21 protein-coding genes are annotated in these 18328 nt (G+C 49.5%); 13 read left to right on the forward strand and 8 right to left on the reverse strand.

All coding sequences use genetic code 11. The features are described from left to right. Positions 1–39: 39 nt before the first annotated feature. The 4 genes from nadC to ACZ50P_RS12255 are packed head-to-tail and all read left to right on the forward strand — an operon-like array spanning position 40 to position 2714. Positions 40–864 carry a carboxylating nicotinate-nucleotide diphosphorylase gene (nadC, locus tag ACZ50P_RS12240; protein WP_464131453.1) on the forward strand — a complete coding sequence of 275 codons (825 nt, stop codon included), beginning with the start codon at positions 40–42 and terminating at the stop codon, positions 862–864. Continuing rightward, a complete protein-coding gene (locus ACZ50P_RS12245; RefSeq protein WP_464131456.1) occupies positions 864–1616 on the forward strand; it encodes a biotin--[acetyl-CoA-carboxylase] ligase in 753 nt (250 codons plus the stop codon). Before nadC ends, ACZ50P_RS12245 begins: the two co-directional genes overlap by 1 nt. Positions 1617–1624: 8 nt before the next feature. Continuing rightward, positions 1625–2173 (forward strand): thioredoxin family protein, encoded by a 549-nt coding sequence (locus tag ACZ50P_RS12250; protein ID WP_464120470.1) that lies wholly within the window; start codon positions 1625–1627, stop codon positions 2171–2173. Between the two features lie 4 nt (positions 2174–2177). Next, positions 2178–2714 carry an AraC family transcriptional regulator gene (locus ACZ50P_RS12255; RefSeq protein ID WP_464120469.1) on the forward strand — a complete coding sequence of 179 codons (537 nt, stop codon included), beginning with the start codon at positions 2178–2180 and terminating at the stop codon, positions 2712–2714. A gap of 49 nt (positions 2715–2763) precedes the next feature. Here ACZ50P_RS12255 and ACZ50P_RS12260 read toward each other — a convergent pair whose 3' ends face one another. Further along, positions 2764–3483: an SIMPL domain-containing protein gene (locus tag ACZ50P_RS12260; protein WP_464131458.1), complete on the reverse strand. Its 720-nt coding sequence runs from the start codon at positions 3481–3483 to the stop codon at positions 2764–2766. Positions 3484–3653: 170 nt separating this feature from the next. Here ACZ50P_RS12260 and ACZ50P_RS12265 point away from each other — a divergent pair, with 170 nt between their 5' ends. Beyond that, positions 3654–4298 (forward strand): YiaD family glycine zipper/OmpA-like lipoprotein, encoded by a 645-nt coding sequence (locus ACZ50P_RS12265; protein WP_464131460.1) that lies wholly within the window; start codon positions 3654–3656, stop codon positions 4296–4298. 50 nt (positions 4299–4348) lie between these two features. On the opposite strand, the gene ACZ50P_RS12270 is transcribed toward ACZ50P_RS12265, so the two are convergent. Continuing rightward, the gene (locus ACZ50P_RS12270; RefSeq protein WP_464131462.1) at positions 4349–4744 is read right to left on the reverse strand and encodes a hypothetical protein; all 396 of its coding nucleotides are present in this window, start codon (positions 4742–4744) and stop codon (positions 4349–4351) included. Between the two features lie 301 nt (positions 4745–5045). Here ACZ50P_RS12270 and ACZ50P_RS12275 point away from each other — a divergent pair, with 301 nt between their 5' ends. Together ACZ50P_RS12275 and ACZ50P_RS12280 are read left to right on the forward strand one after the other, a co-directional pair. Continuing rightward, positions 5046–5798 carry a DUF4423 domain-containing protein gene (locus ACZ50P_RS12275; protein ID WP_464131464.1) on the forward strand — a complete coding sequence of 251 codons (753 nt, stop codon included), beginning with the start codon at positions 5046–5048 and terminating at the stop codon, positions 5796–5798. Then, on the forward strand, positions 5795–6550 hold the full coding sequence (locus ACZ50P_RS12280; RefSeq protein WP_464131466.1) for a hypothetical protein: 756 nt from the start codon (positions 5795–5797) through the stop codon (positions 6548–6550). Before ACZ50P_RS12275 ends, ACZ50P_RS12280 begins: the two co-directional genes overlap by 4 nt. Before the next feature lie 40 nt (positions 6551–6590). Here ACZ50P_RS12280 and ACZ50P_RS12285 read toward each other — a convergent pair whose 3' ends face one another. Next, positions 6591–7169, reverse strand: coding sequence for an HD family phosphohydrolase (locus tag ACZ50P_RS12285; protein WP_464131468.1), 579 nt, complete (start codon positions 7167–7169; stop codon positions 6591–6593). A gap of 209 nt (positions 7170–7378) precedes the next feature. Here ACZ50P_RS12285 and ACZ50P_RS12290 point away from each other — a divergent pair, with 209 nt between their 5' ends. The 4 genes from ACZ50P_RS12290 (at position 7379) to ACZ50P_RS12305 (ending at position 10965) form a co-directional block, all read left to right on the forward strand. After that, the gene (locus ACZ50P_RS12290) at positions 7379–7858 is read left to right on the forward strand and encodes a hypothetical protein (RefSeq protein WP_464131470.1); all 480 of its coding nucleotides are present in this window, start codon (positions 7379–7381) and stop codon (positions 7856–7858) included. A gap of 79 nt (positions 7859–7937) precedes the next feature. Beyond that, the gene (locus ACZ50P_RS12295) at positions 7938–9560 is read left to right on the forward strand and encodes an FAD-dependent oxidoreductase (protein ID WP_464131472.1); all 1623 of its coding nucleotides are present in this window, start codon (positions 7938–7940) and stop codon (positions 9558–9560) included. Positions 9561–9636: 76 nt separating this feature from the next. Then, positions 9637–10131 carry a hypothetical protein gene (locus tag ACZ50P_RS12300; RefSeq protein WP_464131474.1) on the forward strand — a complete coding sequence of 165 codons (495 nt, stop codon included), beginning with the start codon at positions 9637–9639 and terminating at the stop codon, positions 10129–10131. Between the two features lie 66 nt (positions 10132–10197). Next, positions 10198–10965, forward strand: a complete 768-nt coding sequence (locus ACZ50P_RS12305) for a substrate-binding periplasmic protein (protein ID WP_464131476.1) — start codon at positions 10198–10200, stop codon at positions 10963–10965. A 67-nt stretch (positions 10966–11032) separates the two neighbouring features. Here ACZ50P_RS12305 and ACZ50P_RS12310 read toward each other — a convergent pair whose 3' ends face one another. Then, positions 11033–13291, reverse strand: coding sequence for an aconitate hydratase (locus ACZ50P_RS12310; RefSeq protein WP_464131478.1), 2259 nt, complete (start codon positions 13289–13291; stop codon positions 11033–11035). 85 nt (positions 13292–13376) lie between these two features. On the opposite strand from ACZ50P_RS12310, the gene ACZ50P_RS12315 reads away from it, so the two are divergent. Further along, a complete protein-coding gene (locus ACZ50P_RS12315) occupies positions 13377–14096 on the forward strand; it encodes an NAD-dependent deacylase (protein ID WP_464120459.1) in 720 nt (239 codons plus the stop codon). 23 nt (positions 14097–14119) lie between these two features. Here the strand turns inward: ACZ50P_RS12315 and ACZ50P_RS12320 are convergent, their stop codons facing one another. Continuing rightward, the gene (locus ACZ50P_RS12320) at positions 14120–14380 is read right to left on the reverse strand and encodes a peptide methionine sulfoxide reductase (RefSeq protein ID WP_262555654.1); all 261 of its coding nucleotides are present in this window, start codon (positions 14378–14380) and stop codon (positions 14120–14122) included. Between the two features lie 121 nt (positions 14381–14501). Here ACZ50P_RS12320 and ACZ50P_RS12325 point away from each other — a divergent pair, with 121 nt between their 5' ends. Beyond that, on the forward strand, positions 14502–15038 hold the full coding sequence (locus ACZ50P_RS12325) for a hypothetical protein (protein WP_464120457.1): 537 nt from the start codon (positions 14502–14504) through the stop codon (positions 15036–15038). Between the two features lie 51 nt (positions 15039–15089). On the opposite strand, the gene ACZ50P_RS12330 is transcribed toward ACZ50P_RS12325, so the two are convergent. The 3 genes from ACZ50P_RS12330 to ACZ50P_RS12340 are packed head-to-tail and all read right to left on the reverse strand — an operon-like array spanning position 15090 to position 18326. Next, positions 15090–15569, reverse strand: coding sequence for a hypothetical protein (locus tag ACZ50P_RS12330; protein WP_464131480.1), 480 nt, complete (start codon positions 15567–15569; stop codon positions 15090–15092). Positions 15570–15571: 2 nt separating this feature from the next. Continuing rightward, positions 15572–17551, reverse strand: coding sequence for a BatD family protein (locus tag ACZ50P_RS12335; RefSeq protein ID WP_464131482.1), 1980 nt, complete (start codon positions 17549–17551; stop codon positions 15572–15574). Continuing rightward, complete coding sequence (locus ACZ50P_RS12340) at positions 17535–18326, reverse strand: tetratricopeptide repeat protein (protein WP_464120454.1); 792 nt, start codon at positions 18324–18326, stop codon at positions 17535–17537. Before ACZ50P_RS12340 ends, ACZ50P_RS12335 begins: the two co-directional genes overlap by 17 nt. Positions 18327–18328: the final 2 nt, after the last annotated feature.

Here is an 18328-nt window from a genome sequence, read left to right on the forward strand (position 1 = left end):
CAGATCATACAGCTGACCGCCACTTGTGAGGTCACGCTTATGACATTGCTGGAGCTCATCCGCGCAGCCATTAAAGAAGACATGCCAAATGGCGATGTCACCACAGAATCCCTAGCCCTAAAGCCCCGTATGGGACGCGCTCGTTTAAAAGCGAAGGAAGACATCGTTCTTTCCGGCGCCATGGCATTTGAACAATCCATGCAGTCCCTGGAACCCACCTGCCGTATCAAATGGCACTTCGAAGAAGGTGATGAAATCCTGAAGAACCAAATCATCTGCACCATCGAAGGTGATCTGGTGCAAATCCTGAAAGCTGAACGGGTGGCCCTGAACTTCCTGGGACACCTGTCCGGTATTGCCACCCACACTCGCCGTTTTGTTAAAAAGATCGAAGGCACCAAAACCAAGATCCTGGACACTCGTAAAACCACACCTGCTTTCCGGGATCTGGAAAAACGCGCCGTGGCTCACGGCGGCGGAGTGAATCACCGAATGAACCTCAGCACAGCCATCCTGATCAAAGACAACCATATCTCGGTCATGGGCGGCATCACCAATGCCATTAATCGCGTGCGTGAACACAGCAATCTTCCCATTGAAGTGGAAGCTGCGAATCTGGACGGTGTCAAAGAGGCCGTTTCCATGAAGGTGCAAAGAATCCTTCTGGACAACATGGACAACGACACTTTGAAAAAAGCTTTAGAGATCATCCCTGCTGAAATCGAAACCGAAGCCAGCGGTAACATGAACCTGGACCGCGTGGCTTCTGTGGCTGCTTTGGGCGTAAACTACATCTCCGTGGGCGCGCTGACTCACTCTGCGCCGTGCGCAGACGTCAGCCTGGTCTTCCAGTGGGAGGACTAATGACGGACACTCCTGTTTCTGATATCCGTATTGGCTATGTGACCTCCCAATGGGCCGAGAGCAATCATCTGTACGTTTCCTATCAAAAGGAAATGCCCAGCACGAATGCTCTGGCCAAGGAAGAAGCCTTCGCAGAAAACCTGATGGAAGAGTCTTTGTGTCTTTATGTGACGGACCACCAAACAGCGGGTCGCGGTCGCGGTAAAAACACGTGGGTGGATTCTCGCCCAGGCAGTGCACTGCTAAGCTCATGGACTTATCTTCTGGGTACTAAGCCTCAACCGACAACATCCTGCTTGGTTGGCCTGGCGGTCTATCGCGCCTGCTCGACGACCTGGCCCTTTCTGCCTTGGAACCTAAAAGCTCCGAATGACATCTATATTGGCGCAAAAAAAGTAGCGGGCATCCTTCTGGAAAATGTCGCTCAAGGTGATGAAGTTCGCTTGATCATCGGTCTGGGCCTGAATGTGACAGCGTCCCCTGAAGAAGTTGAAACATCCACAAGCATTATCGAATCCTTGCCGATGGGCGCTCCGCTGCTGGGCCAGGACTATATGGGCTTCCTGGATCGTCTGTTGTTTGAGTTGACAGATGCTGTTTCACATTCCGATGAAGAGCTGAGCCCGACAGATCAACTGTCTTTGCTGGCAGCTCTGAACCAGCATCCTTTGTTAAAAGAAAAATACACGGGAATGAAAGCCGATGGCAGTTTGCTAATTGGTGAAAAAGAAATCAACTGGTCCACACTGTAGGTGCTGATATGGCTTTGACGTTCACTCCATTTCCAGATTTGGGTAATAGCTGCCCCGACTTCACATTGCCGGCGGTAGATGGAAAAACCTATTCTTTGGCGGACTTCGCCAAGGGGCATCCGCTGGTGGTGATGTTCATCTGCAACCACTGTCCCTACGTGCAGGCCATTGAAGATCGCCTGATCCAGCTGGGCACAGACTTAAAAAAACAAGGCGTCTCTGTCGTCGCCATCTGCTCTAACGATGAAGTCAGCCATCCGGAAGATTCTTTTGCAAACCTGAAAAAGCGTGCTGAAGAAAAGGGTTACCCTTTCGTATATCTGCATGACAAGACTCAGGACATTGCCAAGAAGTTCGGTGCTGTTTGCACTCCGGACTACTTTGTCTATGACAAGAATCACAAGCTGGCGTATCGCGGCCGCCTGGATGACTCCTGGAAAGATGCCAGCAAAGTCACCAAGCGCGAGCTTTATGATGCGGTTCAGACATTGCTAAAAGACGAAAAAGTTTCTGAAGATCAAACGGCCTCTATGGGCTGCTCTATCAAGTGGGTTTAAGAAGATGAAATATGTATTGGTATTTATTGCAGTGGCGATGATTTCTTTCGGTTTGTTCCTGGCAAACTACCTGGGTGCTTTCCGGGGTGTTGAGATCTCTGAAGTGACTCAAGGACCATTTAAGATTGTCTATGTTGAGCACGTTGGCCCTTATCACAAAGTGAACAAACAACTGGAACGCATTGAAAAGTACATGCAGTCCCAGGGCATCACTTGCGGTCGTACTTTTGGTGAATATCTGGACAACCCTCGCGAAGTGGAAGAAGCACGCCTGCGCTCCAAAGTGGGCTGCATCCTTGAGGGGGAACCACCAAAACTGACCGAAGGCCTACAGCTGGGTGAAATCCCGCAGCGTAAATATGTGATGGCTGTCTTCACTGGATCCCCGGGCATCGGGCCTTTGAAAGTGTATCCGAAAGTGAATGACTTTATGCTGAAAGCCGGCCTGAAGCAGACCGACGCTGTGATTGAAATCTACGAGATTCACTCTATCACAGAGAAAAATGCCATGACCACCACTTACCTGTTCCCTGTACAGTAAATCAGCTCGAGTGCGTGCCGTTAAAGACTCACGCACTCGATCCTAAAAATTAATTGATTTCGTATTCAGCCGTGACTTCCACACGAACTTTGATTTGACCGGAAGACAGTTCTGTCGGAGCCGCCTCGGCTGCCATGGCTTTCAGTCCAAAGTTTCTGAACACCGGTTGCGGTGGGTTGATTCCTGAAGTCCCGTGACTGATCTTGGATACGCCTTTAATTTTAACACCGGCCGCTTTGGCGATTTCATCAGCTTTGGTGCGGGTCAAACGAACAGCATCTCCCAAGGCCGCTGTTTCAGCCTGAGGACGTTTGTCAGAATCCCAAGCCAAAGAGTTCACATTCACGCCGGAATCCGTGGTCTTTTTCTCGGCCACCAGGGCATCCAGGAAATTTCCCGCATCCTCGACCTTACGCAAGGTCACAGACAGACTTTGCACCACACGGAAGCCGACCAACTTATTCTGACGGGTCTTTTGATCGTATTCGTATTCAGGGCTCAAGGAATAGTTGTCCGTCTGGATGTCCTCTTTTTTGACCTTGAAATCATCCAATGCCTTTTTTACTTGCTTAAATTGATTGGCCGCCAACTGCTGCGCTTGCTTCGCCGTACTTGCCTTGCTCCATACCTCGACGTTCATATGAACCAGGTTTGGATCCAGTCCTTTTTCCGCCGAACCACTGACCACGATAAAACGATCTTCGGCGTGAGCAATCATTCCGGTCATCAATGCCGCCGCCAAAAGGCCGGCTCCTAAAACTTTCTTCATGCAATACCCCTTTCCATGGGTGCTATCCCTCAAAGCATAAATCAGACTTTGTAGAAGGCAAAGGGCTAGAATCTTAGTGCAGTATCCCAACCAGACGCAGCGATTCTTATATTGCACTCTGACAGAAATTATCCCGATAATAAGGTCTCAATAATTAAGGAGTTCCCCCCATGAAAAAGATGATTCTGATTGGTACTGCCGTAGCAATGATGCTGACTGGTTGTGCGACAACGAAAGAAAACCCTAACACAGCAAAAGGTGCTGGTATTGGTGCTGCGATTGGCGCCGTAGCCGGAGCTGTGATCGGTCACCAGACTGGTAAACGCAACGAGGGCGCCCTGATTGGTGCGGCTTTGGGTGCTGGTATCGGTGGCGTTGTGGGCAACCGTTTGGACAAACAACAAAAGGAACTGGCAAAGATCGCTGAAACAAAAAGAACTGAACAAGGTTTGATCACGAAGCTTAAAAGTGACATCTTGTTTGACACTGGCAAAGCCGATTTGAAGCCCGCAGCAAAAGAAAACATCAATCAGCTGGCTGCCATCATGAAAAAGTATCCAGAGAACGTTCTGACCGTTAAAGGTTACACAGATGACACTGGCAACGCCATGGTGAACAACCCTCTTTCTGAAATGCGCGCAAAATCTGTCAGCGCTCAACTGATCGCGGCAGGTGTTCCGGCTCAGACTGTGACTTCTGTTGGTATGGGCGCTGCGAACCCAGTGGACCCTGCAAAAACAAAAGAAGCTCGTGCTAAAAACCGTCGCGTGGAAATTGAAATCACTGTCGACGAATCCAAAGTTCCTAAGTCATAGGATAAAAAATCCAAAGCGAGGCCTCTGAATAAGGCCTCGCTTTTTTTTAGCTATTTGCCACGGTCATTGCCTCGATCACCATGATGCCCGCCGTGTCCACCTCCATGATGGCCACCTTTTTTACCACCACGATCACCGCCACGTCCTTCATGGTCTCTGTATGGTTTGCACACAGAACCACAGCGATAGAAACCGCGTCCCCAGCCACCCCAGCAATACTTTGCCGTTTCTTCATAATGAGCCGGGCATTCAGAGGTTTCAGGCTCACAAGCGCCAAGCATGGTCATGTCTTCAGCGGTCGGCTGTGGCGGACAGTATCCACTGAGCGGTTGAAGCACAACGGTACCATCTTCTCTCAGAACTGCGGTCCCCTCCTGCACCTGAGCCTGCGCAAAAGATCCCAACATCATCAACCACACCACCAAAGACGAAACTAACACTTTCATTTTATCTCCTTTATTTTTAGTCAGGCGGAATTGCCTTTGGTCGGTAGCCTATTTTTTGAAAAATATCTTTTCCACAAAAGAAGAACCACTTTGCGTTTATGCACCTAGCATTCAATTTTGTGAGCAACAGCCCGGACCATCACTCAACCCTTGCACCCTTGACATTTTCAACTCAGAAAACGGCTGAAATTTTTCGTTTATGTTGCTCATGATTTTTAAAGCAACAACATTAAAAACTTGTACTCAGCTATCAGAACTCCCTATTTGACATCGTGTTTTGAAAGAATAGAAGATGCGCCCCATGGAACTAGCGGATCTTTTGCACGTTGAATTTAAAAGAAGACAAAACAAAAACCCTCGCTACAGCCTGCGGGCCTTCGCTAAGAGCCTGGATCAAGATGCCGGAACACTGACACGAGTCATGAGTGGCAAAAGACTGGTCAAGCAGGCAACGGCTCTTTCCGTGATGACCGCTCTGAACCTGGATCAGGAAACTCAAACACAGGTGCTTGAACTGCTTTCGAAGAAAAGAACACAAAGAAAGCCCCGGACTTCTTCTATGCAAAACATCGACACCGAGGTCTTTGAGAATATCTTCGAAAAAACCAATATCTTAATTTTAGCCAGTCTGCGCCTGAATAAGTTCAGACAAAAACGCAACTGGAAGTACCTGGCACACCAGCTGGCCCTTCCCGAAGAAGAGCTTCAGCTCCGTATCGGCAGACTTGAAAGAATCGGTGCGGTCTCCATCAATGAAACGGCGGTTGAAGTTCTCGCAAAAAACATCAGCACTTTGCCGATCCCCTTCACCACAGAAAAGCGCAAGACTGTTCAGCAGGAATTTTTGGAAGATGCCAAAAAGGCCATCGACGAAGTACCTTTTGAACTTCGCGACAACTGCACATTGACGGTCCCGATCAGCTCCAAGGACCTTTTGAAGATCAAACAGATCCTTCAAAAGGCGCGTCATCGCATCAATGTCATCTCAGAAAAGAAATCAAATCACGAACATATCTATAACATCAGCATGGCTGTTTACCCGGCGGTCCTATGAAACTCTGTATCACCATTTTGCTTTCTCTGACTCTTTCTGCTCTGGCCTTTGCTCAGCCTCACCACCCCGGCGGGATTGAAACCAATGGGGGCAATGCCTATGCCGCCGAGTTTTTCAGTATTTTGGACAATCTCCTGGGGCTGTTGGAAAAAAAGATACTTCCCGAACAATCTTCAATCATCGTGAATAAAATCCGCGCCCAACGGTACCGACTCACTGTGCGCTCCCAAGCCCAAGTTTTTCTGCAGGACTTTGAAGTCAGCGCCATCAACCAACCCAGCTTGGAACTTGTCGTTCTGTCCGAATCGGTCTGGACCAACTTGACCGTCGAGCAAAAGAATCTTCTGGTCCTGCACGAGGTTCTGCCGATTGCTGGCTACCAGGACAAAAACTACAATCTTTCCTCGTCATTACTGACCCTGCTCAACACGGAAGACAGTGAGGCCGATCAGATCAAGGACTTGATTGGTCTGTGCCAAAAGTACCGAATTATAAACTTTGAACTGCTTCTTAGAAAAAGAACCGACCTTAGCTATCTGATTCATCTGGCGGCTTTGCGTGGGTGCCACGATTTTATCGAAAGTGCGACAAAATCAGGATGGAATATTGATGCCTGTTGGGATGAAATGACTGCTTATCAGCGTCTGGCTAAATCGGTGGATGTTCTTTTACCAGCTGAAATGGAGGATCGCCTGAAGACCGCTCAGTTATTAAAGCAGTTAGGAGCAAACGAAAAACTGTCCTGCAAATAAGACCGGGCCCTCAACGGGGCTCGGTCGGATTTTAAGAAACTTATTTTTTTAAAAGGTTTTTAGCCAGATCCAGGAAACGCGCTTCTGTCACTTCCGGAGGCCAAGGGATGATCGGGAAATCAAACGGCTCGTCCTCGGAAATGCCCCAGGACTTCAGATCCTTGGTGATAAGGTCGCGCACCTCTGTTGCCAACAGACGACGATCGATCTGCTTCACCACTTTCGGCAACGGGTATTCCAGATTAAAGCGTTTGGAAATCGCCCAGTGAATGCGCGACTCGATAATTTCAAAATCAGGAAGCAAAGCTTTAACCGGAGATACCAAGTCGCCAATGTACGCCTCTGTGGCATCATGGAAAAGCATGTGCAGGGCAATTTCTTTGGTCGGAGAAACCTCCGCCCCAATGCAGGAGTGCTGGCCCACACTGTAGAAGAATCTGGTGTGACCATTAAAGCGGGCCTGACGTGCCAAGGCGCACGCAATGTCTTCGATCATGATGGCATCCGGTTCCGGCTTCAAAATACTGAAGCGGTTTCCAGACAAGGTCACAACCCAGGACTTCTCGATAATCTCTTCACGATTCAACTTTTCTGGCAGCACAGGTATTTCAAAATTCATGGATGGTGCTTACCTTATGGACCCAGCAGTTGCATGACTTTTTTCGTGACCAAAAGCGTTAGATGTAGAAATTGCCGGAACAATAAAAGGGCCGAACATCCCCTCTTACAGGCCCTTAACTTGAGCTCACAGAGGTCTCTACCCCAAAGTGGCGTCATCTCTTTGCGCAAAGAAGAAAACACTCTAACCCCTTTTAGGAGAACCTAGATATGAAACAGTTCCTATCCCTTGTTATTGGCCTTCTGACCGCAGCCCCAGCCTTTGCCGGCGTCACCGCCTCCTCTTCCTGGGAAGAGATCATGCGCGACAAATACGCCATCGTGAAAGCCCCTACAGTTTATATGGGCCGCTCCATTGACTACACCTTCGTCTGCCGCAACGGGGACCACCTGCGCACCCTAAAGCCGGTGGATACCACTGTCAGCAGAACTCGTGGCGACCGCGAGGAAATCATTGTGATTGACCGCGACTATCTGTCAACACCGATCAGCTACCGCCACGAGGTGGATAACTGCGACTGGCGTGGCGAGCGTCGTGTCTGCAAGACAGAGATTGTGACGGGTTCTTACCCCTTGACCGTCAACATTCCGGTTTATCGACGTATTTCCAACAGAAACGTCGAACGCTATGAACTGCTGTTTAGAAAATCTTACACAGTTCCCAACTGCGAAAATGTGACAGCCGATTAAGCCTCTCATTTCCTTTTCAACAAGAGGAGTTCTATGAACTCCTCTTGTGTCTTTACGAGGGCGCTTTTATTAAATCGCCATGCAAAGACGTGACTTCCTTAAAACAGGTATTTCTCTGGCCGCGATCTCTTCTCTGCCCGCTTCAACCCTTGCCAAGGGTTCCGAGTGGATGAACACCAACATGTCCGATGACTGGCCTATTGCGCGTCTTAAAGACTCTGAAAACAACAGCATCGACTTTAACGGAGACGACATCAACCGCCCGCACGATGCCTTCTGGAATATCGACGGCTATATCGCCAAAAAAGGCGGCGAACCTTCTGGTATTTCGGAGGATCTGGACGTGGTGATTGTCGGTGGCGGCGTTGCTGGTCTTTCCACCGCGTACTATCTGCGTGATAAAAAAATCGCCGTTCTTGAGATGGATTTCCGTCTGGGAGGCAACTCCAAAGGTGAGACCTATAAAAACGCGATGTATTCCACCGGGGCTGCTTACTTCGTTGAGCCTGATAAAGACGCGCCGTTGGCTCATCTGCTGAATGAACTGGGCGTTTGGGATCACGCACGCCGTGAATCTTCGGACCACACCACAGTGCTTTATAATAATAAATTTACTTCTCCTTTCTGGAAAGGTGCTACCGACAAAGCCGCCTCCGAGCAATTTAAAAAAATCTTCACCCGCTTGGCCGAAATCGGTGCTGAGGCTGACTTTGATTACAACGGGGAACTGGCCCGCACAGTGGATCATTTGACATTCGAACAATGGCTGAAAAAAGAGTTCGGCGATGTTCATCCTCACCTGCTGGAATACTTCCAACTGTATGGCTGGAGTTCCTTCTGTGGCTCCACTGATGAATTGTCTGCGTATCAGTACTTGGGTTTTATCTGCGCTGAAACCGGCAATTTGATGGCTTACCCTGGCGGCAACGCCTATGTGGTGCATAAGATGGCCCAAGCCATCCGCAAGGCTGCAGGCACCAGGTCCCTGCGTGCGGGCGCCATCGTTCTGCGAGTCACCACAGAAGGTGATTCGGCAGTGGTTCTTTACGAAGATGCGATGGGGAACCTGAAAAAGATCCGCGCCAAAAAAGTCGTCATGGCCTGCCAAAAATTTGTCGCAAGACGTATCATCCCCGAAATGCCAAAAGAGCAGTTCGATGCCATCGGCCAGCTCATGTACCGAGCGTATTTGGTCGGCAACATCATCACGAAGAAGCCTTTCCAAAGCCCCAGCTATGAACTCTACTGTCTGCGTGGCCAAGTACCACCGTCTCCAACCGCCTTAAGACGCGGCGATCGCAGCTTTACGGATATTTGTTACGGCACCTGGGCCCAGCAGGAAAAAGTCGATCACAGTGTTCTGACTCTTTATCACGGAATTCCGTATGATGGGGCCCGTCAGTTCCTGTTTAATCCGGCCTCACACGATAAATACAAGACACGCTATCTGACTGATGTGGAACCGGTTCTGAAAACCATGAATCTGACTTTGGATGACGTGCATGGCATTCGTTTGACTCGTTGGGGACACTCGCTTCCATTGGCTCAAGCCGGTTTGATTCAAAAAGGAATTCCACAACGGGCCGCCGCCTCGATCAATAGCGTGATACACTTTGCCAACCAGGACAACTGGGCCAATCCTTGCTTTGAAACGGCCCACCACTGCGCACTGGAGGCGGTACACGCCGTCCTTAAGGGCTAGTTTGCCGCAAGGATCTGCGGGTGAAGGCAATCAGATCCTTGTGTACAGCTCCCCCTAAAGCGCGTAAGCTGATCTTATGAGTAATCAAAAAAATTACGTCTTTTTGATGGATTGTGCGGATTTTTCCGAAGCACAGGTGATTCGTTCCTTCCTGATGGCTCAAGGTCTAAACCCCCGCGTGAAAGATGAACAAACTCGCGGTGTCGCCCCCCATTTCGAAAATCTTCTGGGTAAACTTACATTGGAAATCCCGGAACATGAATACATGGAGGCTTCTCAGTTGCTGGAAAGCCGGGAACAGCCGCGTATTCAAATTGTCACCGTTCAAGACGTGGATACAGAAGCAATGGCAAAAAAAGCCCTGCTGAATGCCATCTTGGGATGCATTTTTGTACCATTGATCTGTAACTTCTATTCGATGGCTTTGGGCTATCGCGTTCTTAGACAGGAACGCCCTTTAGGCCGTGTCAGCCGTAACAGACTTCTGCTTGCAATCTTGTTCAACTCCCTTGCGTTCTATGGCTGGCTCTATTTTGGTCCGAAATTATTCCCGAATTATTTCAGTTTCTAAGCTGTTTTTGCACACCAGACTCTGCCATCTTTAGAGGGAAGCTCGTGCCGGGTTTAATCTTAAAGCATGAGCAGAGCCCTAATTTTTCTTTTATCGATGCTCTTTGCCGGTTCAACGGCCTTCACAGCTCCCTCGATGACCGTGATCGGCCAGGATTATGAACCTTTTTATTTCAGATCCGGCACATCTGGTGTTCAAGGGGCCTGCTATGAAATTATCCAGCGCCTTTGCCAAATGGAGCAGGTCCACTGCAAGTTCAAGATAGCACCGCTAAGAACATTTCTGGCCATGCTCAAAGAAGGCAAAGCTGACATTGGCTGCCCGCTATCGGCCTCACCCCAGCGCGAAACCGTTTACTTTATGACTCCCGTCTTTTCCACGCACTATTCATTCTTTGGCCCGGAAAGCTATGTAAAAAAAATCAAAGGCTATCCAGATCTGAAGGGCATGAAAGTGGGGGTCTTCAGTCCCTCAATGACAGAGGTCAGTCTGCAAAAGATCCACGAATTTTCAGATAAAAACTTCACCATTCAACCGGAGACCACGGTCTTTATCTCTTTAAGAAAGCTTGAAAACAAAGCCTATCCTTTGGCGTATGCAAATCGCGACGTCGCCACGACCTGGATTCAACGCACACGAAGCCAGTTGCTGGAAGTTCCGGAGCTGGGTGAATCAATCCAGTATTACATGGCATTTTCAAAAAAAAGATTTGATCAGACGCAGTTTTCCCGCATGCAAGGACATCTTATGGAAATGCGCAAAAATCTATTCCTAGACGGCATTGCAAAGAAATATAAGGTCCAACTGTACGAGGCCCGTCCCACCAATCCTTAAACCGAAGACAAAAAAAGCCCTGGTGTTTTGCACCAGGGCTTTTTGTTTGGAACTCTACAGAATCTAATTATAGACCGCGGATCAGGTTCAACGCACTTCCCGCACGGAACCATTTCAACTGTTCTGCGTTGTAAGTGTGTTTCAACTCGATGGATTCAGTGGAACCATCTTTGTGTTTGATGTTCATTTTCACATGTTTGCCTGGAGCAAGATCTTTCAGATCCACCAATGAAACATGATCTTCTTCCTGGATTTTGTCGTAGTCTTTTGGATTTACGAACGTCAAAGCCAGAACACCTTGTTTTTTCAAGTTGGTTTCGTGGATACGAGCAAAAGACTTCGTGATCACAGCTGTGCAACCCAAGAATCTTGGAGACATCGCCGCGTGCTCACGGGAAGAGCCTTCACCGTAGTTTTCATCCCCGATGATCACCCAGCCTTTGTTCGCTTTTTGGTAAGCACGAGCCACCTGAGCAAATTCTGCTGTTTCACCAGTAAGAAGGTTTTTACCCTTACCGATTTCACCTGTGAAGGCGTTATCCGCACCCAACAACATGTTGTTAGAAATGTTGTCCAAGTGACCACGGTAGTTCAACCACTTACCACCCGGAGAGATATGGTCTGTCGTACATTTGCCCTTTGCTTTCGCAAGAACCAAATTATCAACGAAGTCCTTACCGTCCCACTTCGTGAACGGAGAAAGAAGCTGCAAACGCTCGGACGTCGGGCTCACTGCTACTTGAGCCTGAGCACCTGCTGGTTTTTGGTAACCTTCAGTGTCCGGGATGAAGCCTTGAGCCGGAAGTTCCGGAGCTACTGGAGCTTGCAACTTCACTTTGCCTTTTGGCCCTTCTAGTTCGTCAGTCGCCGGGTTGAAGTCCAAACGACCTGCAAGACCCAAAGCCATCACGATTTCCGGAGAACCGATGAATGCCAAAGTTTCTGGATTCGCGTCGTTACGTGCACGGAAGTTACGGTTGAAGGAAGTCACGATGGTGTTCTTCTCTCCAGTTTTAACGTCGTCGCGCTTCCACTGACCGATGCAAGGACCGCAAGCGTTCGCAAGAACAGTTGCACCCACTTCGTTGAAGGTCGCCATTTGACCATCACGTTCGATGGTTTTCTGGATCTGAGTGGAACCTGGAGAAACCAGGAACGGTTGATTCATTTTTACGCCGATATCCATGGCTTGTTTTGCCACGAATGCTGCACGACCGATGTCTTCATAAGAAGAGTTCGTGCAAGAACCGATCAACGCAGAAGAAATCTTGATTGTGTAACCTTTTTCAGCCGCTTCTTTTTTCAAAGCAGAGATTGGGCGAGCGATGTCTGGAGAGTGAGGACCCACCAGGTGTGGTTCCAAAGCAGACAAATCGATTTCGTAAACTTCGTCGAAGTACTTGCCTGGGTTTGCCACAACGTCAGCATCCGCAGCCAAAAGTTCCTTGTGAGCATCAGCCACTTTGGAAAGCTCTTCACGGCCTGTGGATTTCAAGTAAGCCGCCATGCGATCATCGTATGGGAACACAGAGCAAGTCGCGCCCAGTTCCGCACCCATGTTTGTGATCGTTGCTTTACCTGTGCAAGAAATAGAAGTTGTACCTTCACCGAAGTACTCAACGATCTTGTCAGTACCGCCTTTAACAGTCAGCATTCCGCAAAGCTTCAGGATCACGTCTTTAGCAGACGCCCAGCCAGTCAGCTTGCCTTTCAGGTGAACACCGATCAGCTTAGGATTTTTAACTTCCCAAGGCAGACCCACCATCACGTCAGAAGCGTCAGAACCACCAACGCCCACAGCACACATACCCAAACCACCCGCATTCGGAGTGTGGGAGTCCGTACCGATCATCAAGCCGCCTGGGAACGCGTAGTTTTCAAGGATGACTTGGTGAATGATACCAGCGCCTGGTTTCCAGAAGCCGATGTTGTAACGGGAAGAAGTTGTTGCCAAGAAGTCGAAAACTTCTTTGTTGGACATGTTGGACGCTGTCATATCAGCGTCTTTACCTTTGTACGCCTGGATCAAGTGATCACAGTGCACAGTGGAAGGCACAGCTGCTTCATCTTTACCAGCAAGCATGAATTGCAACAAAGCCATTTGCGCTGTCGCATCTTGCATTGCCACACGGTCTGGTCTCAAAAGCAGGAAGCTTTCACCACGAACCAATTCTTGATTTTGTGGGTCGTCCAAGTGACCGAACAAAATTTTCTCCGCCAAAGTCAAAGGGCGGTTCAAGCGATTGCGAACAACAGCCAATCTTTCAGCTGTCTTCTTGTAAACGTTCTGCACCATTTCTGGCGTAGTTTCGATTTTCGAAGCCATTGTAATTGCCTTTCTTTGAAGAACGCCCCATCCTAATGAAAATCAGTTGAAATCTCAACGAATCCAGCACGTTGCGCGAGGCATAATGGACTTAAGGCTTTTTAAGAATATAGTCATCCTCACAGGCGCGGGAATCTCGGCAGAAAGCGGGATTCGCACGTTCCGGGACCAAAACGGCCTTTGGGAAGACCATCGCATCGAGGACGTCGCCACACCTGAAGCTTTTGCTCGAAATCCAGCCCTGGTCCAGCGCTTTTACAACATGAGACGGGCTCAACTGAGAGACCCCGCCCTGCACCCAAACGCCGCCCACTCCGCCCTGGTGGAGCTGGAGAATATTTGGGAAGGAAACTTCCTTTTGGTCACCCAGAACGTCGACAACCTTCACCGCCGGGCCGGGTCTAAAAACCTGCTGCACATGCACGGCCGGCTGGACCAGGTTTTCTGCCTTCACTGTGATGAGCACTTTGAATGGCTTCTGGATCTGGCTGTGGATGAACCCTGCCCTCATTGTGGGCGCCGCGGCGGAGTCCGCCCCGACATCGTGTGGTTTGGGGAAATGCCCCACCACATGGAGGAAATCTATGAGGCGTTGGATAAGGCCGACTACTTTGTTTCGATTGGAACAAGTGGGAACGTCTATCCGGCCGCCGGGTTCGTGCGACTGGCCTGGAAAGCGAAGAAAATAGAAATCAATCTCAAGGACACCGAGATTTCCCCCGCATTCGACCAGCACTTTATAGGGCCGGCCTCCACAGAGGTTCCAAGATTTATTTCAGAATTCCTCGAAGAAGGCGGCCGTTAGAACTCAAGCCTCCGACACCGCTCTTAGTATCCCGGGGCGCCAGCTTCGTTTTCGCTGCCCTTCAGGTGTGGCTGTTCACGATGGAAAAGCTCAAGATAGTCCTGATAGCCTTCGTGTTTTAGGTCTTTGACGGGAACAAAACGCAACGCAAATGGATTCATCCAATAATCCCCTTGAGCGCGGATCAAGATGGGCTCCCCCGTTTTGCCATCGACGAAAAGACCTTCGATCTCTTCACCACCAATGTCGTTGAGATGCCGAAAGGGAGAATAATCCGGTGTCATAGGAACCTCCTTAGCGCGAGTCTTTATTTTCAGCCCTGTCGCGGACCCTGTCCATTTGCCACTAAGCAAAATATATCTAATTTGTTCTTGGCATTCAGCTTCTGTTCGATAGTCTAGATACATGATTCAACTTTTATTTGCTCTGACACAATTGGCGTTCGCGGCTCCGCAACAGGCTGTGACTTATTATGACCGCCCCTGCTACAGCGATGATGGAGATGTTCTCACAACTCATCTTCAGGTACAGGACGGCAAATGGGTCCTAACTCATATTGCTTATGAGGAAGATGCCTGCAAGCAGTCCTATCTGGCTTTTGAGATTCAGTACGGCGTGCGCATTGATGGCGGCAATGTGGATCTGACGGTGACCGAGTCCTCTTACACTCCTCTGACCGAGGAAGTGGCTGAAGCGCTGAACATGGTTCGCTACTGTGAATACACGGACTGGAGACGCAACGAAAAGAAAGTGGTTTCTGGTTACCTGTGTGATGAGTACAAAGCCCCCAACGTGGGCGATAAGACTTACTCTATCTTTAAAACCGAACCAAAAGACGGACAGGAGCTTTTCTATCTTGGAACTGCTTCGCAAGAAAGCAGTGGGAAGTCCCCGTTCCAGCGTCACAAAAAATTTGAGCGCCTGCCGTTTTACAGACGCTAAAAACAAGAAAAGCGCTCCCAAGGAGCGCTTTTCTTATGTCGGTTCAACAACCTAACGTTTCACTCTCTTCTTATTTTCAAAGATGTAGGGATAGAAGAGATTGACCACTTTCCCGTTTCGCTGACTCTGTAGCTTTTCGAATTTTGTCTGGCGAATTGACGTTTCAATACAATCATTCAAAGCTGTCGAAGCTGGGCGAACGCGGTTTTCCTTGAACTCGAACTGCGTCACCATGCCTTCTGAATCAAAACTGAAATCCACCACTACTTTTCCGGTCGGAATGGGTTGATTCTGTGCCGTGGCTTCGGCGACCGTTTGATCATAGCACTTTTTAAACCCGGCCATTGCCAGATCCTTGTTCGTCTGCGGAGTACTTTCCAATGAAACCTCTCCCTTTCCTGGGGCTGTCAATGTCAGCATTTCTGCCGGAGCAGAATCCTGCGCCGGCACAGAAGTCGGCTCGACCGGAGGTGTTGGGGATTGTGCTTGCAAAGTCAGCGCGGTCAGTGATGTCAATAAAAGGGCTTTCATAGTTATTTCTCCTCTACGGCCGAAACCACCGAGCCAAGAACTTTCTTAGCCTGGTCCGCCTGGGTCTTCATGGTCTCTTTTTCTTTCATTTTGCCCAGCATTTCTTCCGGAGCAAAACTCAGGGTTTGGAAGAACTCAAAACTTTTGGTGATGGCATCACCGTGATCACGACGAACACTTGGCGGAATCATTTCCAACAGACGTTCAATTTCCTGCGCAGCCCCCCCCGATCCAGAGATCTCTCCCAGAACAGTGTAGAAGGTGTTAGTCATTTCAACACCGACCTTTCGGTGGTCATTCTTGGCCAACGCCGCATCCACAACCTTAAAGCGCTTTTGCACAAGCTCTTTCAAGCTGCGACGGCGACGACCCCAGCCGAATTCACGCTGGGCTTTAACCAACAACAACGCGGACGCCACAGAGTACAGCACAGCCCAGAACCACGGGCGATAAAGAACACTGGCTTCCGCCGCTGGTTGCCATTGCATCAATGGATCCGGCAGGCGGTTTTCAACCACTTTGGCCTGCTGTGGTTTGGTCGTATCCGCCATGCGCGAAGAGGATCCCACAGGGGCATTCGGGTTGTTGGACACTTGTAAATTGATCGGATCGGTGGCGCGTGTGTAGTATTTTTTGCTCTGCGGATCAAACATGCTGACACTCAAACCAGGAATGCTCACCGGGCCTTCCTGACGGGGGATGACCAGCACTTCAAATTCTTTGTAGCTTCGACCGTTTTTGAAGAACTTGGATTCGGATTTACTGTCGTACTGTTCAAGCCCTGCTGGCAGATTCAACGCCGGCAAATCAATCATCTTGGCATTGCCGGCCCCTTCAAAGCGAATCTTCAAACTAAAGGGCTGGTTGACCAGGACATTGTTGTTCTCAACAGAGGCATGGAATTCAAACTGCCCTACCGCCCCGGTAAAGTCTGCCGGACGCCCTTCCAATGGCAAAGGCTTCACTTTGATGGGAACACGTGCGGAGCTTTTGGTGTACTCGTAAGGCTTGCCGTAAAATCCAAAGCCCTGTGCCGGCAGTCTGACACGGGACTTGATTTTGTATTCGTCAATAGTGGCTGTCCCAGGCTTGATCGGAAACAGCGCGTGTGAGGCTAAAAGCGCCTTCTTCCACGGAACACCATTGACGACTTCTTCCATAAACTGGATGGATGGAACTTCCTCGATGATCTCTTTCCAGAAGCCCTTCAGACTTGGGAACTTCAGACGATCCAAGGTTTCCATCTGGCCGCGAGTGTAGATGTACCAATTAACTGTGACCTGCTCACCTTCGAAGACCTCGGTCTTGTCAACTTCAACGGAAATGAAGAAAGCCTCGTTTGGATTAGTCGGCAAACTGCGGAAGGCCGCATCTGGCAAATTAGAAGCACTGGGGTAACCATTGTACTGATCCTCTTGTGCCGGTCCCTGGCCGCCGCCCTGGAAGCCACGCATGCGGTTGCGCAAGAGCTGATCGAAAATTTCCTGCTCGGCACGATCCATCTCTTCAAAAGGATCGTCAAATCCCGGCAAAGTGGGACGCTTCGGTGGTTTGGGGACACGTCCTTGAGATTCATTTCCCACCTTAATGACCACGGGCTGAGTGCGATGAACCTTCCCGCCAACAACAACCTCAAAAGACCCCACGCTTAAAGTGCCGGTCTTTTTGGGAGCCATTTGATAGTGAAACTCGCGGCGACGCTGCGTTTGAAACTGCATGCCTGAGGGAGTTTCAACCAGCTTTTGTGCTACGGCGTTGGACGTCCAGTTGTTCAAAAGATCAAAACCTTCCAAATCGGGCAAACGTGGATCTTGAATATCCACATCTTCCGAACTCACCACCACGACACTGAGGGTGAACGTATCCCCCAGGCCCATTTCATTGCGATCCACCGTCGAAGTGACCGTCGTCCCGGCGGCCTGGGCCAACAGCCCAAAGAAAATAAAACTAAGAAAGAACAGGAAATTACCAGTCTTTATCACGAGGCTGCTCCTTCACATCTTTGCGATTGTACTCGGCACGGATCTTTTCTTCCTGCTGCTTAAGTTCGCCCAGGATTTTCTTCACATCAGCTTCAGACAGTTCTTTGCCGTTGAACGGACGAGGTTTGTATTTCTGAGACTGCTGCTTCTGTTGACCCTCTTGAGGTTCTTTTTCCTGATCCTTTTGATCCTTCTGATCTTTGCCTTCTTGATTCTGTTGATTCTGATTCTGCTGCTGATCACCCTGCTGAGGCTGGTTCTGCTGCCCCTCGCCCCCGCTTTGACCTTTTTGCTGCTGGATCAAAAGTTCGATATTAGTTTTGACTTCATTCGAAGATGGAATGATTTCCAAAGCTTTCTGATAAGCCGCCAAAGCCTCATCCACCTGCTTGGCCTTGCCTAAGAGCTGCGCCTGATTAAAGCGCGCCATGAACACCAACGGGAAGTTCTTATCCAGCAAAGCCAGCTTTTCTGCTTCCTTGTAGGACTGCAAAGCCTTCTCGGCCTGCTGCTGCCCCTCAAAACTCAAACCCAAATTCAAATGCAACTGCCCAATAAACGGATCATACCGCAATGCCTGCAGATACTTCTCCATCGCCGCCGGATAAGTCTGACCAGTGATGGCCTTATTCGCCTCCCGGTTCAACTCCAACGTCTTCAAATGAGGTCGACCCGGCCCACAGCCGGAAGCCAAAAGCGAAAGCGACACAACACACAAAGCTTGGCCTATGGTTTTTGCTCGAAGCAAGTTCCACAGCGAGCCACCGGCCATCATAT

Source organism: Bdellovibrio sp. CKG001 (assembly GCF_055397465.1).

Coding starts and splice junctions, on each gene's coding strand:
- ACZ50P_RS12260 (WP_464131458.1), bottom strand. CDS start 3,483: ATGAAGAAAGTTTTAGGAGCCGGCCTTTTGGCGGCGGCATTGATGACC.
- ACZ50P_RS12310 (WP_464131478.1), bottom strand. CDS start 13,291: ATGGCTTCGAAAATCGAAACTACGCCAGAAATGGTGCAGAACGTTTAC.
- nadC (WP_464131453.1), top strand. CDS start 40: ATGACATTGCTGGAGCTCATCCGCGCAGCCATTAAAGAAGACATGCCA.
- ACZ50P_RS12245 (WP_464131456.1), top strand. CDS start 864: ATGACGGACACTCCTGTTTCTGATATCCGTATTGGCTATGTGACCTCC.
- ACZ50P_RS12265 (WP_464131460.1), top strand. CDS start 3,654: ATGAAAAAGATGATTCTGATTGGTACTGCCGTAGCAATGATGCTGACT.
- ACZ50P_RS12270 (WP_464131462.1), bottom strand. CDS start 4,744: ATGAAAGTGTTAGTTTCGTCTTTGGTGGTGTGGTTGATGATGTTGGGA.
- ACZ50P_RS12305 (WP_464131476.1), top strand. CDS start 10,198: ATGAGCAGAGCCCTAATTTTTCTTTTATCGATGCTCTTTGCCGGTTCA.
- ACZ50P_RS12330 (WP_464131480.1), bottom strand. CDS start 15,569: ATGAAAGCCCTTTTATTGACATCACTGACCGCGCTGACTTTGCAAGCA.
- ACZ50P_RS12340 (WP_464120454.1), bottom strand. CDS start 18,326: ATGATGGCCGGTGGCTCGCTGTGGAACTTGCTTCGAGCAAAAACCATA.
- ACZ50P_RS12290 (WP_464131470.1), top strand. CDS start 7,379: ATGAAACAGTTCCTATCCCTTGTTATTGGCCTTCTGACCGCAGCCCCA.
- ACZ50P_RS12315 (WP_464120459.1), top strand. CDS start 13,377: ATGGACTTAAGGCTTTTTAAGAATATAGTCATCCTCACAGGCGCGGGA.
- ACZ50P_RS12320 (WP_262555654.1), bottom strand. CDS start 14,380: ATGACACCGGATTATTCTCCCTTTCGGCATCTCAACGACATTGGTGGT.
- ACZ50P_RS12275 (WP_464131464.1), top strand. CDS start 5,046: ATGGAACTAGCGGATCTTTTGCACGTTGAATTTAAAAGAAGACAAAAC.
- ACZ50P_RS12325 (WP_464120457.1), top strand. CDS start 14,502: ATGATTCAACTTTTATTTGCTCTGACACAATTGGCGTTCGCGGCTCCG.
- ACZ50P_RS12295 (WP_464131472.1), top strand. CDS start 7,938: ATGCAAAGACGTGACTTCCTTAAAACAGGTATTTCTCTGGCCGCGATC.
- ACZ50P_RS12285 (WP_464131468.1), bottom strand. CDS start 7,169: ATGAATTTTGAAATACCTGTGCTGCCAGAAAAGTTGAATCGTGAAGAG.
- ACZ50P_RS12255 (WP_464120469.1), top strand. CDS start 2,178: ATGAAATATGTATTGGTATTTATTGCAGTGGCGATGATTTCTTTCGGT.
- ACZ50P_RS12250 (WP_464120470.1), top strand. CDS start 1,625: ATGGCTTTGACGTTCACTCCATTTCCAGATTTGGGTAATAGCTGCCCC.
- ACZ50P_RS12300 (WP_464131474.1), top strand. CDS start 9,637: ATGAGTAATCAAAAAAATTACGTCTTTTTGATGGATTGTGCGGATTTT.
- ACZ50P_RS12280 (WP_464131466.1), top strand. CDS start 5,795: ATGAAACTCTGTATCACCATTTTGCTTTCTCTGACTCTTTCTGCTCTG.